We start from the raw sequence: 20646 nt of genomic DNA, 5'->3' as shown, positions 1-20646 counted from the left end.
ATTATGCCCGCCCCGGCCGCCGCGCGCTTGGGGCGTCCTGGGGCGGCGCGTGGCGCCGGACGTTCCGCCCGGCCGCCGTATGGTAGCCGCAGCCCCCTGCAGGAGCGGCGCAAGCCGCGACCGCGCCAATTCCGCTACCGCGCAGGCCGCAGCGCAGATCGCCGTCGCCGCGCCCGGCGTCCGCCGCCCGGATCAGCCCTCGCCGACCCGCCCGATCACCACCATATGCCGCTCCGCGGCCAGCCCCGGCACCGCCATCGGCTCGACCGCGCGCAGCTCCCAGCCCGCGGGCAGGGCGGCGATTTCCTCGTCCGGGCGCACGCCCTTCATCGCCAGCAGCACCCCGCCGGGCTTGAGCAGGTGCCCGCCGAGTTCCAGGATCAGCGGCAGCGTGGCCAGGGCGCGCGCGGTGATGGCGTCGTAGGCGCCCGGCTCGGCGAAGGCCTCGATCCGCGATTCGGCCACCCGCGCGTGCCTGAGCCCGAGCTGGCGCAGCGCCTCGCGCATGAAGCGGGCCTTCTTGCCGTTGCTCTCGACCAGGGTCACGCGCAGGCCCGGCTTGACGATCGACAACGGGATGCCGGGCAGGCCGGCGCCGGTGCCGAGGTCGGCCAGCGCGCCGCCGCGCGCCGCGAGGGCCTCGGCGTAGCGGTGCATGGCCAGCGAATCGAGCAGGTGCTTGCCGACCATCTCGTGCGGGTCGCGCACCGCGGTGAGGTTGTAGGTGCGGTTCCAGCGCGCCAGCAGGGCCAGGTAGTCCAGCAGCGGCGTCGCCAGCGCCGGGTCGAGCGCGAGCGCGGACAGGCCGGCCTCGAGCTCGCCGCGCAGGCCGGGCGGTAGGGAAGTGGGAGCGTTCATCGCGGCGATTATCGCCGAATGCGCGATGGCCGAAGCTTGTTGTAGGAGCGGCGCGAGCCGCGACCGCGAAAATCCCGCTACGGCGAAAGTCTCGGCGCCATCGAAAACCCCGCAGCCGCGGCTCGCGCCGCCCCTACAGCGGCTCCATCCGCCACGCCAGCGCGCCCAGGTATCCGGGCCCCGGTGCGATCTCCAGCAGCCGCCACTGCTCCGGCACGCCCAGCTCCGCATCGCATTCCACCAGCCGCAACCCGTCGGCCGCCGGTTCCAGGCGCAGCCGGTGCAGCCCGAACGACAGCCCGTGCCCGTGCGCCTTGAGCACGGCTTCCTTCGCGCACCACAGCCGCAGGAACGCCAGATCGCGATCGTCCTGCGCCGCCAGCCACTGCGCCTCGCGTTCGGTGAAGTAGCGCTTGGCCACCTCCAGCGCGCGCGGGCGCCGGTGCAGCCGCTCCAGGTCGACGCCGACCCGGCCGCCGCGGCCCAGCGCCACCAGCAGGCGGTCGCCGCTGTGGCTCCAGTTGCAGTCCCAGCCCTGGTGCGGCGGCAGCAGGTGCGGACGCTGGCGGCCGTCGCGCGCCACTTGCAGGTCCGGGTCGCCGAGTTCGGCGGCGAGCCAGGCGCGCGCCTGCGGCTGCGCCGGTTCGCCGTGCGGATGCGGCAGCCAGATCCAGCGCGGCGGGGTCCACAGCGGCGGGGCGGTGACGGCGGACAGGGACATGAACAGATGCGGGCTTGGCGTGCGGCGGGTCGGTCAGCGTAAGCTAAACCCAGGGGATCGGGTTTCGTTCGTACGGCAGCTGCGCGGGGGCGCGGCGCTTGCGCGCGGGCCGCAGCAGGCGCAGTACCGGCGCGGCCGAGGCCGCGCCGAGGCGGTTCGTCAGCCTGCGATCAGGCAGGGCCCGGCAAGTTTCAGGCAACACAGCGGAAAACCACAGCGAATGTCAGCGGTCATCGATCCGAGCCACGGCGCCCCGGCGCCCCAGCCCAATTGCGAATCCGAGTCCGCGTGGCGGGAGCTTCTGTCCGGCGCGCCGACGCGCGCGCTCGCGTTCGGCCCCGGCGGCCGCATCGACCGCGCCGCGTTCGAAGGCGACGTGCGCGCGCTGGCCGCGCGCCTGCCGCAGGCGCGGCATGCGGTGAACCTGTGCGAGGACCGCTACCGCTTCCTGGTCGCGCTGTGCGCGGTCGCGGTGCGCGGCCAGATCAACCTGCTGCCGCCGTCGCGCGCGCCGGCGATCGTCGACGACGTGCTCGGCCGCTACCCCGAAAGTTACTGCGTCGGCGATCTCGAACTCGAACCGGTGCCGCCGCGCTATCTGCGGCTGCAGCAGGCGTTGCCGCCGCTCGCGGGCGAACCGCTGCGCGTCGACGACGAAGCGCTGCTGGCGATCGGCTTCACTTCCGGCAGCACCGGCCAGCCCAAGCCGAACCTCAAGACCTGGGGCGGCTTCCGCACCAGCACCGCGCAGAACCTGGCCGCGCTGGCCGGCCTGCTGCGCGCGGACGGCGTCACCGAAGTCGTGGCCACCGTGCCGCCGCAGCATATGTACGGCATGGAGATGTCGGTGCTGCTGCCCTTGCTCGGCCCGGTCGCGGTGCATGCGCAGCGGCCGTTCTTTCCCGGCGACGTCGCGCGCGCGCTGGCCGACGCCGCCACGCCCCCGTTGCTGGTGACCACGCCCGTGCACTTGCGCGCGCTGGTCGAATCGCAGATCGAACTGCCGCCGCTGGCCGGCATCGTCTCGGCCACCGCGCCGCTGTCGCAGGAACTGGCGCAGACCGCGGAACGGCGCTACGGCTGCGAAGTGCGCGAAGTGTTCGGTTCGACCGAAACTTGCGTGTTCGCGCGCCGCCGCACCGCGCAGGAACTGGCGTGGACGCCGCTGCCCGGCGTGCGCGTGTGCCCGCAGCCCGACGGCACCGCGATCCACGCCGCGCACTTGCCCGAAGCGGTGGTGCTGGCCGACCTGATGGAAGTCGACGCCGACGGCCGCTTCCACGTGCGCGGCCGCGCCGCCGACCTGCTCGAAATCGCCGGCAAGCGCGCCTCGCTCGGCGATCTGACCCGCAAGCTGCTGGCGATCGACGGCGTCGACGACGGCGCGGTGTTCCAGCTCGACGAAGCCGATGCGTTCGGCGTGCGCCGCATCGCCGCATTGGCGGTCGCGCCGTCGCTCAGCGAAGCGCAGATCCTGGCCGCATTGCGGCAGAGCGTGGATCCGGTGTTCCTGCCGCGCCCGCTCAAGAAAGTGGCCGCGTTGCCGCGCAACGACACCGGCAAACTGCCGCGCGATGCGCTGGAAGCGATGCTGCGCGCGCAAACGTAAGCCGCGATCGCTCCCCCCTGTAGGAGCGGCGCGAGCCGCGACCGCGCCAAGCCAACCACGACGAAATTTTCACCGGCCGCGTTGAGCGGCCGTCGTGTTCGTTTGCGTCTGCGGCCAGCCGTGCGACCGATGCGGTCGCAATGGTCGCGTTGGCGCGGTCGCGGCTTGCGCCGCTCCTGCAGCAGGCAGCCCCCGCATGCGCAAGTTGTCGCGAAATCGCGCCGCGACGTTCACGAACGCCCGCGTCGTTCGCTTCTTCACATGACCAACGCGCGCAATTCGACGTTGCCGTCACGCCATCGGTACCAGACTGGCCGCAACCCCGTTCAGGCAACGGCGCCAGCGCTACGTTTCACGCACTACGGCGCCGTTCGCATCACCTGTGCAACCTCAGGAGAAGACGCAATGTTCGGCATCATCGTTTGGTTGGTCGTAGGCGGCATCATCGGTTGGATCGCCAGCATGATCATGCGCACCGACGGCCAGCAAGGCATTTTCCTCAACATCATCGTCGGCATCGTCGGCGCCTTCCTCGGCGGTTGGCTCGGCGGCGTGCTCGGCATCGGCGCCGGCACCATCAACAGCGGCGCGTTCAACGTCGCCGGGCTGGCCTTGTCGCTGGTCGGCGCGATCGTGCTGCTCGGCATCGTCAACCTGTTCCGGCGCGGCCGCGTGCGCTGAGCGCAAGCAGGCGCCGCGAAAAACAGAAGGCCCGGCAATGCCGGGCCTTTTGCTTGGGCGAAAACGCGCGGGCTCAGGCCAGTTCGACCCACGCCGGCGCGTGATCGCTGGGACGGTCCCAGGTGCGCGGTTCGCGGTCGATGCCGGCGGCCACGCAGCGCGCGCGCAGCGAGTCGGAAATCAGGGTCAGGTCGATGCGCAGGCCGAGGTTGCGGCGGAAGCCGGCCTGGCGGTAGTCCCACCACGAGAACTGGTTTTCTTCCTGCGGGAACAGCCGGAACGCGTCGTGCAGGCCCAGCGCCAGCAGCCGTTGCAGCGCGTCGCGCTCGGCGGTGGAGGTGAGGATGTGGCTGTCGTTCCACACCGCCGGGTCGTGGGTGTCGCGCGCTTCCGGGGCGATGTTGAAATCGCCGAGCACGATCAGGTCGGGATGGCGGCTGAGCTCGTCCTGGATCCAGGCGTGCGCCGCATCGAGCCAGCGCAGCTTGTAGGCGTACTTGTCGGTGCCCACGTCCTGGCCGTTGACCACGTACAGGTCGATGATGCGCAGCCCGCCGACGGTCGCGGCGATGACGCGCTGCTGCTCGTCGTCGAAACCCGGAATGCCGACCTGCACGTCCTGCGCGGCTTCGCGCGAGAGGATCGCCACGCCGTTGTAGGTCTTCTGCCCGGCGAACACGCTGCGGTAGCCGGCCTCGGCCAACGCGGTGTCGGGGAAGCGGCTGTCTTCGAGCTTGGTTTCCTGCAGCGCGACGATGTCGGGCGCGAACGCCTCCAGCCACTGCTGCAGGTGCGGCAGGCGCACGTTGAGGGAGTTGACGTTCCAGCTGACGATTTTCATGGGCGAAGTGTAGCCGCGTTTGCGGGCGCGGCGATGTCGCCTCAATGTGCGGGCGTGGCCGGTTCGGGCGCCGGCGGCTCGGGGCTCGGCGACTGCGACGACCCGAGCGCCTCGCGCCGGGCCGCCTCCGACGCGGCGTCGGAGGCCGCCGCGAGGCTGTCTTCGTAAGCGGTGGTGGACGAAGACGTCGGCGCCGGCGGCCGGCCCTGCGGGCACAGCGCCCGATCGATGCGCTCGGCCGCGGTGGTGCGCGCGGCCGCGGGCGCAGACGCGCGGTCGGCGGCCTGGCTGCGCTCGGCGTCGCGGAAGGTTTCGCACAGGGTCTTGCCGTAGCGGGTCCGGCCGAGTTCGGCGCCGGCGCGCAGATAGGCTTCGGTCAGCCCGGCCAGCGCGGCGGGGTCGTCGCCTTGGTCCAGCCGCAGCGGCAGGCGGGCGGCGAGCTGGTGCATGGCCTCGTTGTTGGCGACCGGCCGGCGCAGCGCCGCGCGCAGGTCGAAGCCGGCGGCGAGCAACGCGTCCAGACCGGCCTCGCTGCGCAGTCCGTCGAGCGCGGGCGGTCCCTGTTCCGCCGAGAAACCGTAGCCGGCGGCGATCCAGGCGCGCAGGCCGTCGTCGTGCCAGGTGTCGGCGACGATCCGGGCGAGGTCGGCGTCGCTGTCGAGATGGCAGTCGCCGGCGGAATCGTCGGCGCGCGGTTGTGCGAAGGCCAGCGTACGCGACGCGCGTTCGGCCTGGGCGTCGCGCCACAGGCGCAGCCAACCGCGCAGGTAGCCGATCGCCTCATTGCGTTCGCTCAGCCGCACCAGCAGCGCGCCGAGCACGGCCTGGCGCTGCGCGCGCGGCAGGTCCTGCATCAAGGCTTCGGCGGCGTCGAACAGCCGCGCGGTGGGAACGCGCAGTGCGCCGCCGTCGGGTTCGGGCAGCACCCAGTCCTGGCTGCGGCCGGCGGCGCCGATCAGGCACAGCGCGTGGGCCGGGTCGTATTCGTCGGCGAGCGTCGCCATCGCCGCGCGCACGCCGTCGCGGTCGCCGCGCACGCTGGCGTCGAGCAGCCCGGCCATGCGTTCGCGCTGCATCTTCATGGTGTGCTCGAAATAGGCTTGGTCGGCCGCGGTGACGCAGGCGACCACCAGCAGCGCGGGCACGACGCCGAGCAGGCAGCCACCCACGGCCGGGCCGATCGCGCGGCTGCGCGCGCCGTCGATCAGCGCCAGCAGCGGCATCGCCAGCGCCGCGCCGGCGGCGACGACCGCGAGCAGCAGGAATTCGCCCATGTCGGTGCGCGCGGACGTGGCGACCGCATAGATCGACAAGGCCAGCGCGACCACGGGATAAGCGAGCAGCCAGCGGCGCAGGACGCGGCGGCGCTGGCGGGCGGTGCGATCGACAGTGCCGTCCAAGGCGATGGCTCGAATCCGGGGCTGACGCCGTTTTACCGCGCCGCCGTGGACGATGCCAGTTCGGCCGCGCTCACGCCGCAGCGGGCCGCGCCGCGTGCGCGGGCTTGCGCGGCTGCGGGCACAACACTGCGCGGATGCGCTCGACCGCCGCCTGCCGTTGCGGCGTGTCGCGCGGCGCGTCGCGTCGCTTTTCGCCGGCCTCGAACAATTCGCAGCCGGTCGCCAGCCCGACCGTGCGCGGCCGCGCGCCGGCGGCGTGCAGCGCTTCGACCAGTTCGGCCGCGTCTTCGGGCCGCTCGCTCGCATCGAGCGTGGCGCTGAGCGAATCGGCCTGCGCCGACAGCGCTTCTTCGCCGGCGTCGCGGTCCTCGCGCAACAGCTGCGCGAACTGCGGGTCGGCGGCGAGCAGGGCGCGCAAGCTGCCGGGACGGCGCAGGGCGCGCAGCGCGGACAGCGGCTGGCTGCGTCCCTCGGCGAAGCCGAAACCGGCGTCGATCCACGCGCGCACGCCGTCGTCGCGCCAGCGGCTGAGGGCGAAATCGAGCGGATCGCCGTAGCTGCAATCGCCGTGCGCGTCGGGATCGGCGACGAGCAGCAGCGGGCCTGCGGCCGGTTGCGTCAGCGTGCGCCGCCACAATGCGGCCCAGGCGCCGAAGCGCGCCGGCTCGTTTTGCTCGATCAGGCCGAGCAGGGCCGTGCGCAGGGTCGTTTGCTTGACCTGGATCGAGGCCGGCCCGTCGACCACCGCGGCCGCCGCGGTCAGCAGCTCGGCGCTGGACAACTGGGGGCCGTTGGCGTGTTCGTCGAACCAGACCCAATGCACCAGCTTGTAAGTGCGCCGGCCTTGCAGCATGCACAACGCGCGCGCCGGGCCGGGTTTGTCGGGCAGCGCGTCGATCGCGGCGCGGATATGCGCGGCGTCGCCGCGGCGGACCGTGTCGGCGAGCTGGCGCACCTGTTCCTGCCGCTGTTCGAAATCCTTGCGCCGCGCCGACAGCACCGCGCCGGCGCCGAACCACAGCAGCAGCGGCGCCAGCAGCAGGCCGGCGAGCAAGGCGAGCAGGGCGCGGCCGACGTAGCCGCGCAGGCCGGCCCAGATCAGCACCGCGATCGCGGCCACGCCGGTCAGGCCGGCGCCGCCGATGCCGTACAGCATCATGTCGTAAGCGCGTCCGCCCTCGGCCTCGGCGTTGCCGAGCGTCAGCGCGGCCCAGACCAGCCACGCCGCGCTGGCCAGCGGCGGCAGCGCGAAGGCGACCCACGCGGGCGCGTTGGAGCGCGTTGGCGCGGACGGCGAAGCGGGGTGGGGCGTTGGGGCGTCCATGCGCGTTGCGATCCTCCGGCGCGGCCTTGCGCCGCGCCGCCATCATCGCATTCGCGGCCTTGCGCTGCGCCGGTTTCGTCGCGACGAAGGCTGCGCGTCGCGCGCAGGTGGCGGCGCGCAGCGCACCGGGGATCGCTCGGCGGACTCGCGCCGCGCCCGCACGACCGCCTCGACGGCTCCGCGGTCCCTGCGTCGCTGCCGTCGATCACTTCCAGCGCGCTACTTCGCCAGGAAGCGGATCATCGCGTCGATCTTGCCCTTGTACGGCGGCTTGAGCAGGTCGCTGCCGGCCCACGGCCGCTGGTAGAACACCGGCAGCAGCTTGCTGAAAGCGTCGAAGCCGTTGCGGCCGTGGATCGCGCCGATGCCGCTGGGGCCGATCCCGCCGAACGGCAGGTCGTGGGCGCCGAAGTGCAGCAGGGTGTCGTTGACGGTGACGCCGCCGGCCAGGGTCTGGGCGAGGATCTTGTCGACCTGGGCCGAGTCGCGGCTGAAGGGGTACAGCGCCAGCGGCCGGTCGAGCCGGTTGATGCGGGCGATGGCCTCGTCGAGCGTGCGGTAGGACAGCACCGGCAGGATCGGGCCGAAGATCTCGTGCTGCATCACCTGCGCGTCGTCGCCGGGTTCGATCACCAGCGTCGGCGGGAACAGGCGCTCGGCCGCGCGCGCGTCGCGCGCGGCGGGGTCGTCGAACGGTTCGATCACCGCGATCCCGCGCGCGCGCGCGTCGTCGAGGTACGAGGCCAGCCGCGCGTACTGGCTGGCGTTGATGATGCGGGTGTAGTCCTGGGCCACGCCCAGGTCGCCGTAGCGCGCCTTCAACTGCGCGAGCACGGCGGCGACCAGCGCGTCGCGGCGCGCCTCGTCGACCAGCACGTAGTCCACGCCGATGCAGGTCTGCCCGGCGTTGAACCACTTGCCGGTGGCGATGCGCGCGGCGGCCTGTTCCAGCGGATAGTCCGGGCACACCAGCGCCGGCGCCTTGCCGCCGAGTTCCAGCGTCACCGGGGTCAGGTTCGGCGCGGCCGCGGCCATGACCTTGCGGCCGACCGCGGTCGAGCCGGTGAACAGCAAATGGTCGAACGGCAGCGCCGAGAACGCCGCGCCGAGCTCCGGCCCGCCCAGCGCGACCGCGACGCGGTCTTCGGGAAACACGTCGGCCAGCAGCTCGCGCAGGAACTGCGCGGTGCGCGGGGTGTGTTCGGACGGCTTGAGGTAGACGTGGTTGCCGGCGGCGATCGCCGAGACCAGCGGCACCAGGGCCAGGTTCACCGGGTAGTTCCACGGCGACAGGATGCCGACCACGCCGACCGGCTCGGGCCGGATCTGCGCGCGCGCCGGCCAGAACCGCCAGCCGACCGCGGCGCGGCGCGGGCGCATCCAGCCGCGCAGGTGCGACAGCGCGTGCTCGATCTCGGCCAGGGTGATCATCGCCTCCGAGAGCAGGTTCTCGTGGCTGGAGCGGTGGCCGAAGTCGGCGCGGATCGCCGCGTCCATCTGCGGCAGCCGGGCGCGGAACGCGTCGCGCAGGCGCAGCAGGTCGGCGCGGCGCTGGGCGTAGTCGGGCTTGCGCGCCTGCCAGGCGGCGCGCAGGCGTTCGCGGGTCGCGGCGAGGTCGGCGAGGGGCGTGTCGGCGAGAGTGTCCATACGCCGCAGTCTAGTACGCCGGGGGCGGCGAAAACGCGACCGCGGTGGGGCGGCAGAGGACAGGCGAGGGGGGCGCGGCGGTCGAGTTGCGGACCCTACGGTTGTGGCGGGACTGTCCCGCGCCGGCGTCTCCACCAGAACGTCATCCCCGCGAAGGCGGGGATCCAGAGACTTCAGAGTCGTGTCGCGATGAAGCCCTGGATCCCCGCCTTCGCGGGGATGACGGTGGGACGGAGGGCGCTGAAGTGCCGCGTCAAGCGACCAAGCGACCGAGCGACCGAGCGGACCAGCCTGCCCGGATCGGGCGATCCGCGCCCGCCGCCGCGGCCCGCCGCCGCCAGCGCCTACAATGCGCGGATGAGCCTTCGACCCTATCTCGACACCTTCCCCGCCCTCGGCGAACGCGTCTACGTCGACCCGGCCGCGACCGTGATCGGCGCGGTGACCCTCGGCGACGACGTGTCCATCTGGCCCGGCTGCGTGGTCCGCGGCGACGTCAATTCCATCGCCATCGGCGCGCGCACCAACGTCCAGGACGGCACCATCGTCCACGTCACCCACGAGGGCCCGTTCACCCGTCCCGGCGGCCTGCCGACGGTGATCGCCAACGACGTGACTATCGGCCACGGCGCCATCGTCCACGCCTGCACCATCGACGAGTTCGCCCTGATCGGCATGGGCGCCAAGATCCTCGACGGCGCCCGCGTCAGCCGCTTCGGTTTCGTCGGCGCCGGCGCGGTGATCGCGCCGGGCAAGGTGGTCGGCGAGGGCGAGCTGTGGCTCGGCAATCCGGCGCGCCTGGTCCGGCGCCTGAGCGAACGCGAGATCGAGCAGCTGCAATACAGCGCGCAGCATTATGTTCGGTTGAAGGACCGCTACCTGGGCATGGCCACGGCCTGAGCCCGGCGCCGGCCGCGCCGCGGCTAGTCAGGCCCGCCCGCCGCGTTTACAGTCGCGCCAGGGGAAAGCACCACCACGGAGTTATCGCTACATGGAAGATTCGCAGAATCCGTACGCGGCGCCGACCGCGCCGCCGCCGCTGCCCGGCGAACTGGCCGACGACTCGATCAAGGCCGACCGCGGCCTGCGTCTGGTCGCGCGCCTGATCGACGGCGGCCTGATCATGGCCTGCCTGCTGCCGGCGTTCCTGTCGGTGGCGATCGCGCCGCGCAACGAGGAACCCTCGCCGCTGCAACTGGGCATGATCGGGCTCGGCCTGCTGCTCGCGCTGGGCCTGTTCGCGTATCAGCTGGTGCTGCTGTCGCAGCATTCGCAGACCCTCGGCAAGCGCTGGCTGGGGATGAAGATCGTGCGCAACGACGGCTCGCCGTGCTCGTTCGGCCGCATCGTCGGCCTGCGCATGTTCGTGATCGCGCTGATCGAGCAGGTGCCGTGCCTGGGCGGCATCTTCGCCCTGGTCAACGCGCTGTGGATCTTCGGCGAGGAAAGCCGCTGCCTGCACGACCTGATCTGCGACACCAAGGTCATCAAGGTCTGATGCTCGACACCTACCGCCAGGTGGTGACGCCCGAAGGCGTGGCCCTGCACCTGCGCGCGGCCGGCCCGGTGCCGCGCGCGCTGGCGTATCTGGTGGACCTGCTCGCGCGCGCGGCGATCTACGTCGCCCTGGTGCAGCTGCTGGCGATTCCGTTCGGCAAGGCCGGCGGCGCGCTGCTGATGCTGGTCAGCTTCGGCCTGACCTGGTTCTATCCGGTGCTGTTCGAAGCGCTGATGCAGGGCCGCACGCCCGGCAAATGGGCGCTGGGCCTGCGCGTGGTGTCCGCCGACGGCGCGCCGGTCGGCTGGATGGCGGCGTTCGCGCGCAACCTGTTGCGGGTGGTCGACGCGCTGCCGCTGTTCTATGCGGTCGGCCTGACCACGTGCCTGATCGACCCCTGGGGCCGGCGCCTGGGCGACATGGTCGCGCGCACCCTGGTCGTGCACGCGCCGCGCCAGACGCTGCTGCACGAGGCCGCGGTCGCGCCGGCGGTGGCGCCCGACCAACTGCTGCTGCCGCACGAACAAGCCGCGGTGGTCGCCTTCGCCGAACGCGGCCCCGGCCTGACCGCGGCGCGTCAGGCCGAACTGGCCGATCTGGCCGAGCCCTTGGTGCACGTGCGCGGCCAGGCCGCGGCGGCGCGCCTGTACGGCATCGCCAACTGGCTGCTGGGGCGGCGATGAAGCGGGGCGCACGGTCATGAAGCAGGAACGCTTCGTCGAACGGCATCAGGCCGAATGGCGCGAGTTCGAACAGTGGCTGGAGCGCCGCGGCGACAGCGCGCGCAACGCGCGTTCGACCCGGCGCGAATGGCGCGGCATCCGCGACGACGAACTGCCCGCGCGCCACCGTCGCCTGTGCCAGCAACTGGCGCTGGCGCGCCGGCGCGGCTACAGCGCGGTGGTCACCGACCGCCTGCAACAGCTGATGCAGCGCGGCCACAGCATGCTGTACCGGACCAAGCCGGCGCATCCGCGCCGCGCGGTCGAATTCCTGCTCGCCGGCTTCCCGCGCCTGGTCCGCGCCGAATGGCGCTGCATGCTGGCCGCAGCGCTGCTGTTCGTGATTCCGCTGGTGACGATCTTCGTCGCCATCCAGGTCAAGCCGGACCTGGCCTCGGGCCTGTTCCCGCCGCAGATGCTGGCCCAGTTCGAGGAAATGTACGACCCCAGCGGCAAGCGCGACCTCGGCCGCACCCAGGAAGACGACCTGGAGATGTTCGCCCACTACATCGGCAACAACGTCGGCATCGGCTTCCAGACCTTCGCCACCGGCCTGGTGGCCGGGGTCGGCACGGTGTTCGTGCTGATCTTCAACGGCATCATGATCGGCGGCGTCGCCGGGCATCTGCAGGCGGTCGGCCACGGCGATCCGTTCTGGCGCTTCGTCGCCGGGCATTCGGCGCCGGAGCTCACCGCGATCGTCATCGCCGGCGGCGCCGGCCTGCGCATGGGCCTGAGCCTGATCGCGCCGGGCCAGCGCCGGCGCGTGGATTCGCTGATCCACGGCGGCCGCCGCGGCGCCAAGATCTGCATCGGCGTGTTCGCGATGCTGGTGTTCGCCGCGTTCGTCGAAGCGTTCTGGTCGTCGATCGGCTGGATGCCGGCCTCGATCAAGTACGCCGTCGGCGCGCTGCTGTGGTCGCTGACCGCGCTGTGGCTGCTGCGCGGCGGCCGCAACGCGGCGTACCAGGACGACGAAGACGCCGCATGAAGCTCGAAGCGCTCACCGTCGCCCTGCGTCCGCGCACCGCCTGGGAAGCCTGCGAACTCGGCATGGCCCTGGTCCGCCGCAACGCCGGCGCGATCTGGAAACCCTGGCTGCTGGTGACCCTGCCGCTGCTGATCGCGCTCAACGCGATCGGCTGGGTGTTCGACCTGCTGTGGCTGTCGGGCCTGCTGATGTGGTGGCTCAAGCCCTGGCTCGACCGCATTCCGCTGTTCGTGATCTCGCGCGCGGTGTTCGGCGAAACCCCGACCCCGCGCCAGACCGCGCGCGCCGCGCTGCGCTGGGGCGGGCGCTGGTGGTTGCCGTACCTGACCTGGCGCCGGCTCGGCCCGGCGCGTCCGCTGTACCTGCCGGTCGACCTGCTCGAAGGCGGCGACGGCGGCGAAGCGCGCCAGCGCCGCGCCGCGCTCGGCGCGCCGGTGTACGGCGTGAGCGCGCTGCTGACCCTGATCTGCCTGAACTTCGAACTCGTGCTGATGCTCGGGCTGGTGTTCGCCGGGGCGATGTTCATCCCGTTCGACTACCTGCCCGACACGCTCAAGTCGCTGTGGGAAGCGTTCGTCGAACAGCCGGGCTGGATGATCGCGCTGTTGAACGTGCTGCAGTGGATCGCGATGAGCGTGATCGAGCCGTTCTACGTCGGCGCCGGTTTCGGCTTGTATCTCAATCGCCGCACCGAGATCGAAGGCTGGGACATCGAGATCGTGTTCCGCCGCCTGCGCGCGCGCCTGAGCGCGGCCGCGGCGCCGTCGCTGCTGGCGCTGTGCCTCGGCCTGGGGCTGGGCGCGTGGCTGGCGCCGGCGCAGGCGCAGGACGCCGGCGGCGACCGCGCCGCGCAGTTCGAAGGCGGCGATGCCGCCGCGCCCGCGGCCGAGCCGGCCGCCGACGACGCGCAGGTCGACGCGGACGAACTAAGCGAGCAAGGCGGCGGCGACGAATCCTCCGAGGACGAAGACGCCGAGTCGTCCTACCCCAGCGTTCCGATCCGCGACGACGAAAAAAAGCCCGGCGCCCAGACCTCGACCCTGGACGCGCTATACGGCGCCGCGCGCAGCGACGACGCGGCGCTGCGGCGCGCGGTCGATCAGTCGATGAAAGACCCGACCGTCGCGCCGAAGCAGAAGCAAAGCCTGTGGAAGCCGCGCGCCAAGGCCGACGAACCCGAGCCGGACAAGCCCGCCAGACGGCGCGACCGCAGCGGTTTCAACGGCATCGGCAGCGGCCTGGCCACCGGCCTGGAAGTGGTGCTGTGGGGCGTGGTCGCGCTGATCGTCGGCCTGTTGCTGTTCAGCCTGAGCCGCTGGCTGGGCTGGTTCCGCAGCGGCGCCGGCGACGCGGTGCAGGCGCCCGGCGATGTGCGCAGCGCGGCGCTGGCCGAACCCGAACCGCTGCCCGACGACATTGCGACCGCGATCCGCCGGCTGTGGCGCGGCGGCCGCCACCGCGACGCGCTGGCGCTGATGTACCGCGCCGCGGTCGAATCGATGGCGCAGCGCGCGCAGGTGACCCTGGTCCCCGGCGCGACCGAGGCGCAATGCCTGCGCGCCTCGCGCCAGCTGCCGTTGGCCGAGGACCGCGACGCGTTCGCGCGCGCGGTGCGGGTGTGGCAGTACGCGGCCTACGCGCAAACCCTGCCGGCGGCCGAGGAGTTCGATGATCTGGTCGGCACGCTCAGCCGGCGCTTCGGGTGGGCCGCATGAACCGCCAGGCCGTGTACGCGATCCTGGTCGTGCTGGTGCTGGGCTTGCTCGGCTTCGCCGGCTATTCGCTGTGGCGCCAGGATTTCGTGCGCAGCGAGGAAATGGTCGACATGCCGCGCACCGGCGAGGCGGCGAGCAATCCGCTGTACGTGCTCAAGCTGGCTCTGCTCAAGGACGGGGTCAAGGTCGACGCGCGCCAGCGCCTGCTGCTGTCGACCCATACGCTGGGCAAGCGCGACACCGTAGTGATCTACCGCGACCCGCGCACCCTCGCCGCCGGCGACGCCAAGGCCTTGCTGGAATGGGTCGCGCGCGGCGGCCACCTGGTCGTGCGCACGCCGCCGTGGCGCGAACGCGTCGGCGAAGCGCGGGTGCCGGTGCTCGACGACGTCGGCGTGACCTTGCTCGACGCGTCCGACGGCAGCGAGCAGGCCGAGCGCAACGGCTGCGCGCAGTTGTTCGAACGCGGGCGCCAGGCGCAGTCGATGTTCTGCGGCTCGCGCCGGTTCTATTTCTACAACGCCGAAACCGAACCCGAAGCGGCCTGGGGCGACGAGGACACGGCTTACGTGTACGCGCGTCTGCCCTACGGCGACGGCAAGGTCGACGTGCTGGCGGACCTGGATTTCCTGTCCAACCGCGGCGGTTCGGGCGTGCCGCTGTTCGGCGGCCCGCGCCTGGGCGGCGACGAGATCGCGCAGGCCTCCAACGCCGCGTTCGCGCGCCAGGTGCTGGCGCCGAACTACGAGGCCGGCACCGTGCACCTGATCTACGCGGCCGAAGTCCCGTCGCTGTGGCATACCTTGATCGTCAACAGCTGGATGGCGTGGCTGCCGCTGCTGTTGTGGCTGCTGGCGTGGCTGTGGCAGCGCATGCAGCGCTTCGGCCCGTTGCGGCCGGCGCCGGCGATGGAGCGGCGCTCGCTGCTCGAACACGTGGTCGCCAGCGGCGAACACATCTACCGCTACGGCTACGGCCCCAGCCTGTACGCCTCGGTGCGCGCCGCGTTCCTGCTGCGGCTGCGCCGGCGCGACCCGTACGCCGCCTCGATCGAAGGCGAGCCCCAGGTCGAGCTGCTGGCGCAGCGCTACAAGAACGAACCCGGGCTCGGGCCGGCGCAGATCCGCGACGCCCTCGCCCCTCCGCTGGCGCGCGACCACGCCGCCTTCCGCACCCGCATCGCCACTTTGATCCGCATGAGAAACCGTCTATGAGCCTCGATGCCGCTCCGCTCGTCCCGATCACCGGCGCCGCGCTCGCCGAACGCGCCGCCGCCGTGCGCGATGAGGTCGGCAAGGCCTTCATCGGCCAGGCCGAAGTGCTCGACCAGATCCTGATCGCGCTGCTCGCCGGCGGCCATGCGCTACTCGAAGGCGTGCCCGGCCTCGGCAAGACCCTGGTGGTGCGCGCGCTGTCGAAGGCGCTGGACTGCGGTTACGCGCGCGTCCAGTTCACCCCCGACCTGATGCCCAGCGACATCAGCGGCCACGCGGTGTACGACCCCAAGACCGAGAGCTTCAACATCCGCCGCGGCCCGGTGTTCACCAATCTGCTGCTGGCCGACGAAATCAACCGCGCCCCGGCCAAGACCCAGTCGGCGCTGCTGGAGGCGATGCAGGAACTGCAGGTCACCATCGAAGGCCACAGCTTCGAACTGCCGCCGCCGTTCCTGACCCTGGCGACCCAGAACCCGGTCGAACAGGAAGGCACCTATCCGCTGCCGGAAGCGCAGCTGGACCGGTTCCTGCTGAAGATCATGATCGACTACCCGACCCTGGCCGACGAGAAGCGCATGGTCAGCGCGGTCAGCCTCGGCCGCAGCGCGTCGGACTTCGACCTGTCGCAGGTGCAGCGCGTGCTCGGCCCCGAGGAAATCGTGGCGATGCAGCAGGGCACCGCGCTGGTGCGGGTCGACGAGGCGGTGATCGACTACGTCGTGCGCATCGTCGCCAAGACCCGCGACTGGGCCGGCATCGCGCTCGGCGCCGGCCCGCGCGGCAGCCTCGGCCTGGTGCGCGCCGCGCGCGCGCAGGCGGTGCTGTCCGGGCGCGATTTCGTGACCCCCGACGATGTGCGCGAAATCGCCAAGCCGGTGCTGCGCCACCGCATCGCGCTGGCGCCGGAGCTGCAGATCGAAGGCCAGTCGCCCGACGACGTGCTGCACGCGCTGCTGGCCACGGTGGAAGCGCCGCGGCAATGAGTCCGACGGCGCCGCCGCCGTTGCCCGCCGTCGCCGGCGCCGCATCCGCGGTGCCGCGCGAACGCGCGCTGGCGCGCCAAGCCTGGCCGCGGCCGTCGCTGCGGCTGGGCTGGCTGGCGCTGCCGTGCGCGGCGCTGGGCCTGGCGGCGAGCGCGGGCTGGCTGAGCCCGCAGTGGTGGCAGCTGGCGGTGCTGGCCGCGGTGGCGCTGCTGGCGCTGGACGGCTGGCGGGTATGGCGCGCGCCGACGCCGCGCGTGCAGCGGCGCATGCACGACACCTGGGCGATCGGCGTGGAACGGCCGGTGAGCCTGGAAATCGACGGCGAACGGCGCCAGCGCGTCGACGTGTTCGACCTGCATCCCGGCGGCTGGGCTTGGCGCGACCTGCCGCGCCGGCTCGACCTCAAGCCCGGCGAATCGGCCGGCTTCGACTACTACCTGCGCGCCAACAGCCGCGGCGATTTCCAGTTCGACGGCACCCAGCTGCGCCTGCATTCGCCATGGGGCCTGTGGTGGCAGTCGCGCGTGGCCGGCGCGCCGCAACGCGTGCGGGTGTTCCCCAATTTCGCGCCGCTGGCCAAGTTCGCGATGTTCAGCGCCGAACAGGCCTCGCGCCTGGTCGGCGCGCACGTCAAGCGCCGCCGCGGCGAAGGCACCGACTTCCACCAGATGCGCGAGTACCGCGTCGGCGACAGCCTGCGCCAGATCGACTGGAAGGCCACGGCGCGCGCGCGCCGGCTGATTTCGCGCGAATACCAGGACGAGCGCAACCAGCAACTGGTGCTGATGCTCGACACCGGCCGCCGGCTGATGGCGCGCGACGGCGAGCTCTCGCACTTCGACCACGTGCTCGACGCGGCGCTGGTGGTGTCGTATCTGGCGCTGCGCCAGGGCGACGGCGTCGGCCTGCTCGCCAGCGGCGGCCAGAGCCGCTGGGTGCCGCCGCAGCGCGGCGTCGGCGCGATCGACAACCTGCTGCGCGCCAGCTACGCGTTGCAACCGCAGCCGGTCGCCACCGACTTCCTCGCCGCCGCGACCGAACTGTCGCTGCGCCAGCGCCGGCGCGCGCTGGTGATGCTGGTGACCAACCTGCGCGACGAAGACATGGACGACCTGCTGGCCGCGGTGCGCATGCTGCGCGGCCGCCATCTGGTGTGCGTGGCGAGCTTGCGCGAAGGCTCGCTGGATCAGGCCCTGGACGACGAAGTCGACGACCTGTCCGGCGCGATCCGCGCCGGCGCCACCGCGCAATACCTGGAACACCGCACCCAGGCGCACGAAGCGCTGCGCAGCCAGGGGGTGATGGTGCTGGACGTGGCTTGCGAGCAGTTGGCGGCGTCGTTGGTGGAGAAGTATCTGGCGGTGAAGCGGGAGCGGTTGTTGTAACAGCGCGCCGCTGTCGATCTTTTTTGCGCGTCGCCGTTCACGGCGATGTCGGATCAAGGTCACAACGCAGTGTCTTTTCGGCACGCCAGTGTGCGCCGCGAAAAAGAAAGCCCCGGCTCACGATGGGGTTTGCTTTTTTCCTCGCGCTCGCAAGCTGTCGCCGATAGGTTTTTTAGCGCCAGTTGACTGTGCCGAACCCGCTTGGTTGCGGCTTCAGTCGGTGATTATTACTCGACCGACACCACCCGAAACATCGACTGTGCTTGTCTGCGTCGTACCGGCCGGTCTGGTGCAGGTGCTCGTATGGTCGACCGCGTTGGTCGTCACGCCATTGGCATCGACCAGCGTGGTTCTCCATTTGAACGTCGCCGTGGGCAGTGGCGAGGAATTCGTGCACTTGAAATTGAAGGTGAGCGGCGAGGACGTATAGGTCGAGTAGCTTCCGTTGTAATCGGAGCACGACCAGTCGCTGGCGCATTCAACGATCTTGGTCTTTCTCTGGACCGGGAACTTGGGAATGCCTTCAAAGAAGATCTGAGCAGGAATGTTCACGCCCTGCGGGCCGGCCAGGTTCGCTAGGCTCGTGATCTTGAACGGCTTGTACGCATCGATGTATACCAGTTTTTCGTCCGCGCACAGGCTGCGCTGCTTTTGTCCTGGGCCCAATTCGAAATACATCGAGCAGCTGATGTCGCTCTGGCTGTCGTCGATTCCAACCACGTGCCCAAGTTCGTGAAGAATCGCGGATTCCCAGTCAACTTCGGCAGGTGGGATATTCGTCGCGGTCGAGCAACTAAGCTGGATTTGGGTCGGATCGTTGTTCCATAGCCGGCGCTTGTCTACGACGATGTCCGCGTTCTGCAAGACTTTTGTAGAGGTGTTCATCGTCACTCTAGCCGCCATAAGCGCAAGCGGATTCGACGGCACGCCGTCTTCGATGGTGACGTTCTTGTAGTCGTAATCCGGCCTCTGCTCGGCCACTCGCGGTTGAGAGACGATGAAGTCCGGGAAAAGAAGGAAATTTGCCCCAACGCTGTTCCATGTGGCGACTGCATTCGCCGTGGGCTGGACGCAGGTCGGCGGTATGGAACTGTGGATTCCGACGATAGCGGAATCGATCTGCCATTTTACGAGAAAGTTCGGTGGGCTGGCATGGCCGATTCCAGCCCAGACTATCGCCCCGATTGCTAGCGCAGTGCGCGTGGCGCGAAATCTCATCGGACCCCTCCCGTTTGGCTGCTGCTTACGGCGAGGCGCCTTAGTTCGGCTTCTACGGATTCGACGTTTTCGGGTTCGGGTCCGGCTTTGAGCGTGCGGGAGACGCGGCGCAACGCGTTGTTCTCGGCGATTTCGTACACGACGTAGGGCAGTGCGGTAAAGCTGCTCTCGGCTCGCTTCTTCTTTATGGCGACGAATTGCTCGTACCAGTTCTTTGACAGAACGAGCAGGTACTTTTTTCCATAGGCGAACTGGACTTCGGAAAAATCCCGCTGATAGTTGCCATCCGGAAGCGGGCCGGAATTCATGGGGATGTGAACGATGTCGCCGGCAGTGCGCGAGCCCTTCAGTGATTTCGCGACGCTGAACGGGACTTCCGTCAGGAATCCGTCGATGCGGTCGCGCGCGCCCCGCATCTGCCCCGCCGTGCCTATCACAATGGTGTCGGCCATCAGCATCTGTTCTGTCGGCGACGTGATGCCTTCGAAAAACCGGTGCGCCACATCGAATAGATCGATTTGGCGCGCGCGATAGGCTTTGACGTCCGCCGCGGTGAAGCCAAGGGCAGCCAAGTCGATGGCTGCATCGCGCGAAGCGGCCTCGGATGCGCCGGTGGACGAGGCGACCTGCATGCGGCCCGTTCCGAGCAACTGTTGGAAGCTGCCAATCCGACCGCGTTGCGTAAGCGCTTGCAGGCGCTCTTGCTGGTTTTTGTGGACTTCTTGGCGCCCGCGTTCGGCTATAGCGTCCTTGAGCGCGGCGTGCGACGGAACGGAAGCACCCAATCCGCCCAGGGCTCCGATCAAGATCAGGATCCGCAACATTTTCACTTTCTCCATGTGAGGGGTTCGAGCCAGTAGCGATTTTGCGAGGGGCTGAGGCGGCGGCGCGTGCGCTTATCCTGCCCAGCGATCGCTGTTTTGCGCTCTCGTCCGCGATTATTCCGGTGACGCTCCCGATCGAGCGTTTTTTGTGTCGAAACAACGGGGCTTGATCAGACAGTCGGCATTCCCCGTGGCCTAGGCGATCATGGCTCAGTCGTCTGGCGGGAACTGCGACGCGTTGAGCGCAAGCAGCGGTGCGCTCAAATTCTCCAACTTCGATATGGGCGATTTATCACTGCGTTATGGCACGTCAATAAGTGCCATATATGTGGAAGCTCAAATTCCCATCTATTCCCCGGCGCAGAAGCTTCCTTGTAAATCCAGCATGGGAATGGGCTTTCTAATAGGCGGATTAGCGTAATACTGTCCCCGGGGCGCTAACCGCTTCGTGATACCGAAAAATGGCTGAAGCGGCCGAGGTTCCGATTCGGTCCTCTCTACTCTCCGCCCACATACCCGAACTGCCGCCACGCCTCGAACACCACCACCGCCACCGTGTTCGACAGATTCAGACTGCGGTTGTCCGGCCGCATCGGCAGCCGCAACCGCTGCTCCGCCGGCAGCGCATCGAGCACCTCCTGCGGCAACCCGCGGGTCTCCGGCCCGAACAGGAACGCATCGCCCGCTGCATAACGCGGCGCGTCGAAGCGCTCGCGGCCGCGCGTGCTCAGCGCGAACAAACGCGGCGGCGCGCCCTGGGCGGCGGCGATCGCGGCCAGCGCGGCGTCGAGGCCGTCGTGCACCTGCAGGCTGGCGTACTCGTGGTAGTCCAGGCCGGCGCGCTTGAGCTGCTTGTCTTCGAGGGTGAAGCCGAGCGGCGCGATCAGGTGCAGGGCCGCGCCGGTGTTCGCGCACAGGCGGATGACGTTGCCGGTGTTGGGCGGAATCTCCGGCTGGAACAGGATAACGTTGAACATGCGCGCATTATGCGGCGGCCGGGCCGGCCTTGGGC

At 70.4% G+C, this 20646-nt stretch carries 19 protein-coding genes; 10 read left to right on the top strand and 9 right to left on the bottom strand.

Annotation, left to right across the window (positions count from 1 at the left end):
- Window positions 1-192: 192 nt before the first annotated feature.
- Both rsmG and JHW38_RS15445 read right to left on the bottom strand, forming a co-directional pair.
- The gene (gene rsmG / locus JHW38_RS15450) at window positions 193-858 is read right to left on the bottom strand and encodes a 16S rRNA (guanine(527)-N(7))-methyltransferase RsmG (protein WP_207522227.1); all 666 of its coding nucleotides are present in this window, start codon (window positions 856-858) and stop codon (window positions 193-195) included.
- Between the two features lie 133 nt (window positions 859-991).
- Entirely contained in the window at window positions 992-1579 is a 588-nt protein-coding gene (locus JHW38_RS15445) for a 4'-phosphopantetheinyl transferase family protein (protein WP_207522226.1), read from the bottom strand.
- A 220-nt stretch (window positions 1580-1799) separates the two neighbouring features.
- Here JHW38_RS15445 and JHW38_RS15440 point away from each other — a divergent pair, with 220 nt between their 5' ends.
- Both JHW38_RS15440 and JHW38_RS15435 read left to right on the top strand, forming a co-directional pair.
- Window positions 1800-3188 (top strand): AMP-binding protein, encoded by a 1389-nt coding sequence (locus JHW38_RS15440; protein ID WP_207522225.1) that lies wholly within the window; start codon window positions 1800-1802, stop codon window positions 3186-3188.
- 405 nt (window positions 3189-3593) lie between these two features.
- Window positions 3594-3869 (top strand): GlsB/YeaQ/YmgE family stress response membrane protein, encoded by a 276-nt coding sequence (locus JHW38_RS15435; protein WP_206412521.1) that lies wholly within the window; start codon window positions 3594-3596, stop codon window positions 3867-3869.
- A gap of 73 nt (window positions 3870-3942) precedes the next feature.
- Here JHW38_RS15435 and xth read toward each other — a convergent pair whose 3' ends face one another.
- From xth to JHW38_RS15415, 4 genes are all read right to left on the bottom strand, one after another.
- The gene (gene xth, locus JHW38_RS15430) at window positions 3943-4710 is read right to left on the bottom strand and encodes an exodeoxyribonuclease III (RefSeq protein ID WP_207522224.1); all 768 of its coding nucleotides are present in this window, start codon (window positions 4708-4710) and stop codon (window positions 3943-3945) included.
- Between the two features lie 41 nt (window positions 4711-4751).
- Complete coding sequence (locus JHW38_RS15425) at window positions 4752-6110, bottom strand: hypothetical protein (protein WP_207522223.1); 1359 nt, start codon at window positions 6108-6110, stop codon at window positions 4752-4754.
- 70 nt (window positions 6111-6180) lie between these two features.
- Window positions 6181-7434 carry a hypothetical protein gene (locus JHW38_RS15420; RefSeq protein WP_207522222.1) on the bottom strand — a complete coding sequence of 418 codons (1254 nt, stop codon included), beginning with the start codon at window positions 7432-7434 and terminating at the stop codon, window positions 6181-6183.
- Window positions 7435-7653: 219 nt separating this feature from the next.
- Window positions 7654-9081, bottom strand: a complete 1428-nt coding sequence (locus JHW38_RS15415) for a coniferyl aldehyde dehydrogenase (RefSeq protein ID WP_207522221.1) — start codon at window positions 9079-9081, stop codon at window positions 7654-7656.
- 357 nt (window positions 9082-9438) lie between these two features.
- Here JHW38_RS15415 and JHW38_RS15410 point away from each other — a divergent pair, with 357 nt between their 5' ends.
- From JHW38_RS15410 to JHW38_RS15375, 8 genes are all read left to right on the top strand, one after another.
- Complete coding sequence (locus JHW38_RS15410) at window positions 9439-9981, top strand: gamma carbonic anhydrase family protein (RefSeq protein ID WP_207522220.1); 543 nt, start codon at window positions 9439-9441, stop codon at window positions 9979-9981.
- A 91-nt stretch (window positions 9982-10072) separates the two neighbouring features.
- The gene (locus JHW38_RS15405) at window positions 10073-10579 is read left to right on the top strand and encodes an RDD family protein (protein WP_207522219.1); all 507 of its coding nucleotides are present in this window, start codon (window positions 10073-10075) and stop codon (window positions 10577-10579) included.
- On the top strand, window positions 10579-11262 hold the full coding sequence (locus JHW38_RS15400) for an RDD family protein (RefSeq protein WP_207522218.1): 684 nt from the start codon (window positions 10579-10581) through the stop codon (window positions 11260-11262). Before JHW38_RS15405 ends, JHW38_RS15400 begins: the two co-directional genes overlap by 1 nt.
- Window positions 11263-11278: 16 nt before the next feature.
- Window positions 11279-12292 (top strand): stage II sporulation protein M, encoded by a 1014-nt coding sequence (locus JHW38_RS15395; RefSeq protein WP_207522217.1) that lies wholly within the window; start codon window positions 11279-11281, stop codon window positions 12290-12292.
- A complete protein-coding gene (locus JHW38_RS15390) occupies window positions 12289-14007 on the top strand; it encodes a DUF4129 domain-containing protein (RefSeq protein ID WP_207522216.1) in 1719 nt (572 codons plus the stop codon). The genes JHW38_RS15395 and JHW38_RS15390 overlap by 4 nt, the downstream gene beginning before the upstream one ends.
- Window positions 14004-15221 carry a DUF4350 domain-containing protein gene (locus tag JHW38_RS15385; RefSeq protein ID WP_207522215.1) on the top strand — a complete coding sequence of 406 codons (1218 nt, stop codon included), beginning with the start codon at window positions 14004-14006 and terminating at the stop codon, window positions 15219-15221. The genes JHW38_RS15390 and JHW38_RS15385 overlap by 4 nt, the downstream gene beginning before the upstream one ends.
- Entirely contained in the window at window positions 15218-16207 is a 990-nt protein-coding gene (locus JHW38_RS15380) for an AAA family ATPase (RefSeq protein ID WP_207522214.1), read from the top strand. The genes JHW38_RS15385 and JHW38_RS15380 overlap by 4 nt, the downstream gene beginning before the upstream one ends.
- Window positions 16204-17592 (top strand): DUF58 domain-containing protein, encoded by a 1389-nt coding sequence (locus tag JHW38_RS15375; protein WP_207522213.1) that lies wholly within the window; start codon window positions 16204-16206, stop codon window positions 17590-17592. Before JHW38_RS15380 ends, JHW38_RS15375 begins: the two co-directional genes overlap by 4 nt.
- Before the next feature lie 213 nt (window positions 17593-17805).
- Here the strand turns inward: JHW38_RS15375 and JHW38_RS15370 are convergent, their stop codons facing one another.
- The 3 genes from JHW38_RS15370 to JHW38_RS15360 all read right to left on the bottom strand — a co-directional run bounded on the left by JHW38_RS15370 (window position 17806) and on the right by JHW38_RS15360 (window position 20611).
- The gene (locus tag JHW38_RS15370; protein ID WP_207522212.1) at window positions 17806-18810 is read right to left on the bottom strand and encodes a hypothetical protein; all 1005 of its coding nucleotides are present in this window, start codon (window positions 18808-18810) and stop codon (window positions 17806-17808) included.
- Window positions 18807-19649, bottom strand: coding sequence for a hypothetical protein (locus tag JHW38_RS15365; RefSeq protein WP_207522211.1), 843 nt, complete (start codon window positions 19647-19649; stop codon window positions 18807-18809). Before JHW38_RS15365 ends, JHW38_RS15370 begins: the two co-directional genes overlap by 4 nt.
- Window positions 19650-20131: 482 nt before the next feature.
- Complete coding sequence (locus tag JHW38_RS15360) at window positions 20132-20611, bottom strand: tRNA (cytidine(34)-2'-O)-methyltransferase (RefSeq protein WP_207522210.1); 480 nt, start codon at window positions 20609-20611, stop codon at window positions 20132-20134.
- Window positions 20612-20646: the final 35 nt, after the last annotated feature.

The sequence above is a fragment of the Lysobacter enzymogenes genome, from assembly GCF_017355525.1.
Taxonomy (GTDB): Bacteria; Pseudomonadota; Gammaproteobacteria; order Xanthomonadales; family Xanthomonadaceae; genus Lysobacter; species Lysobacter enzymogenes_C.
This window is presented reverse-complemented; position numbering and strand designations above follow the sequence as displayed.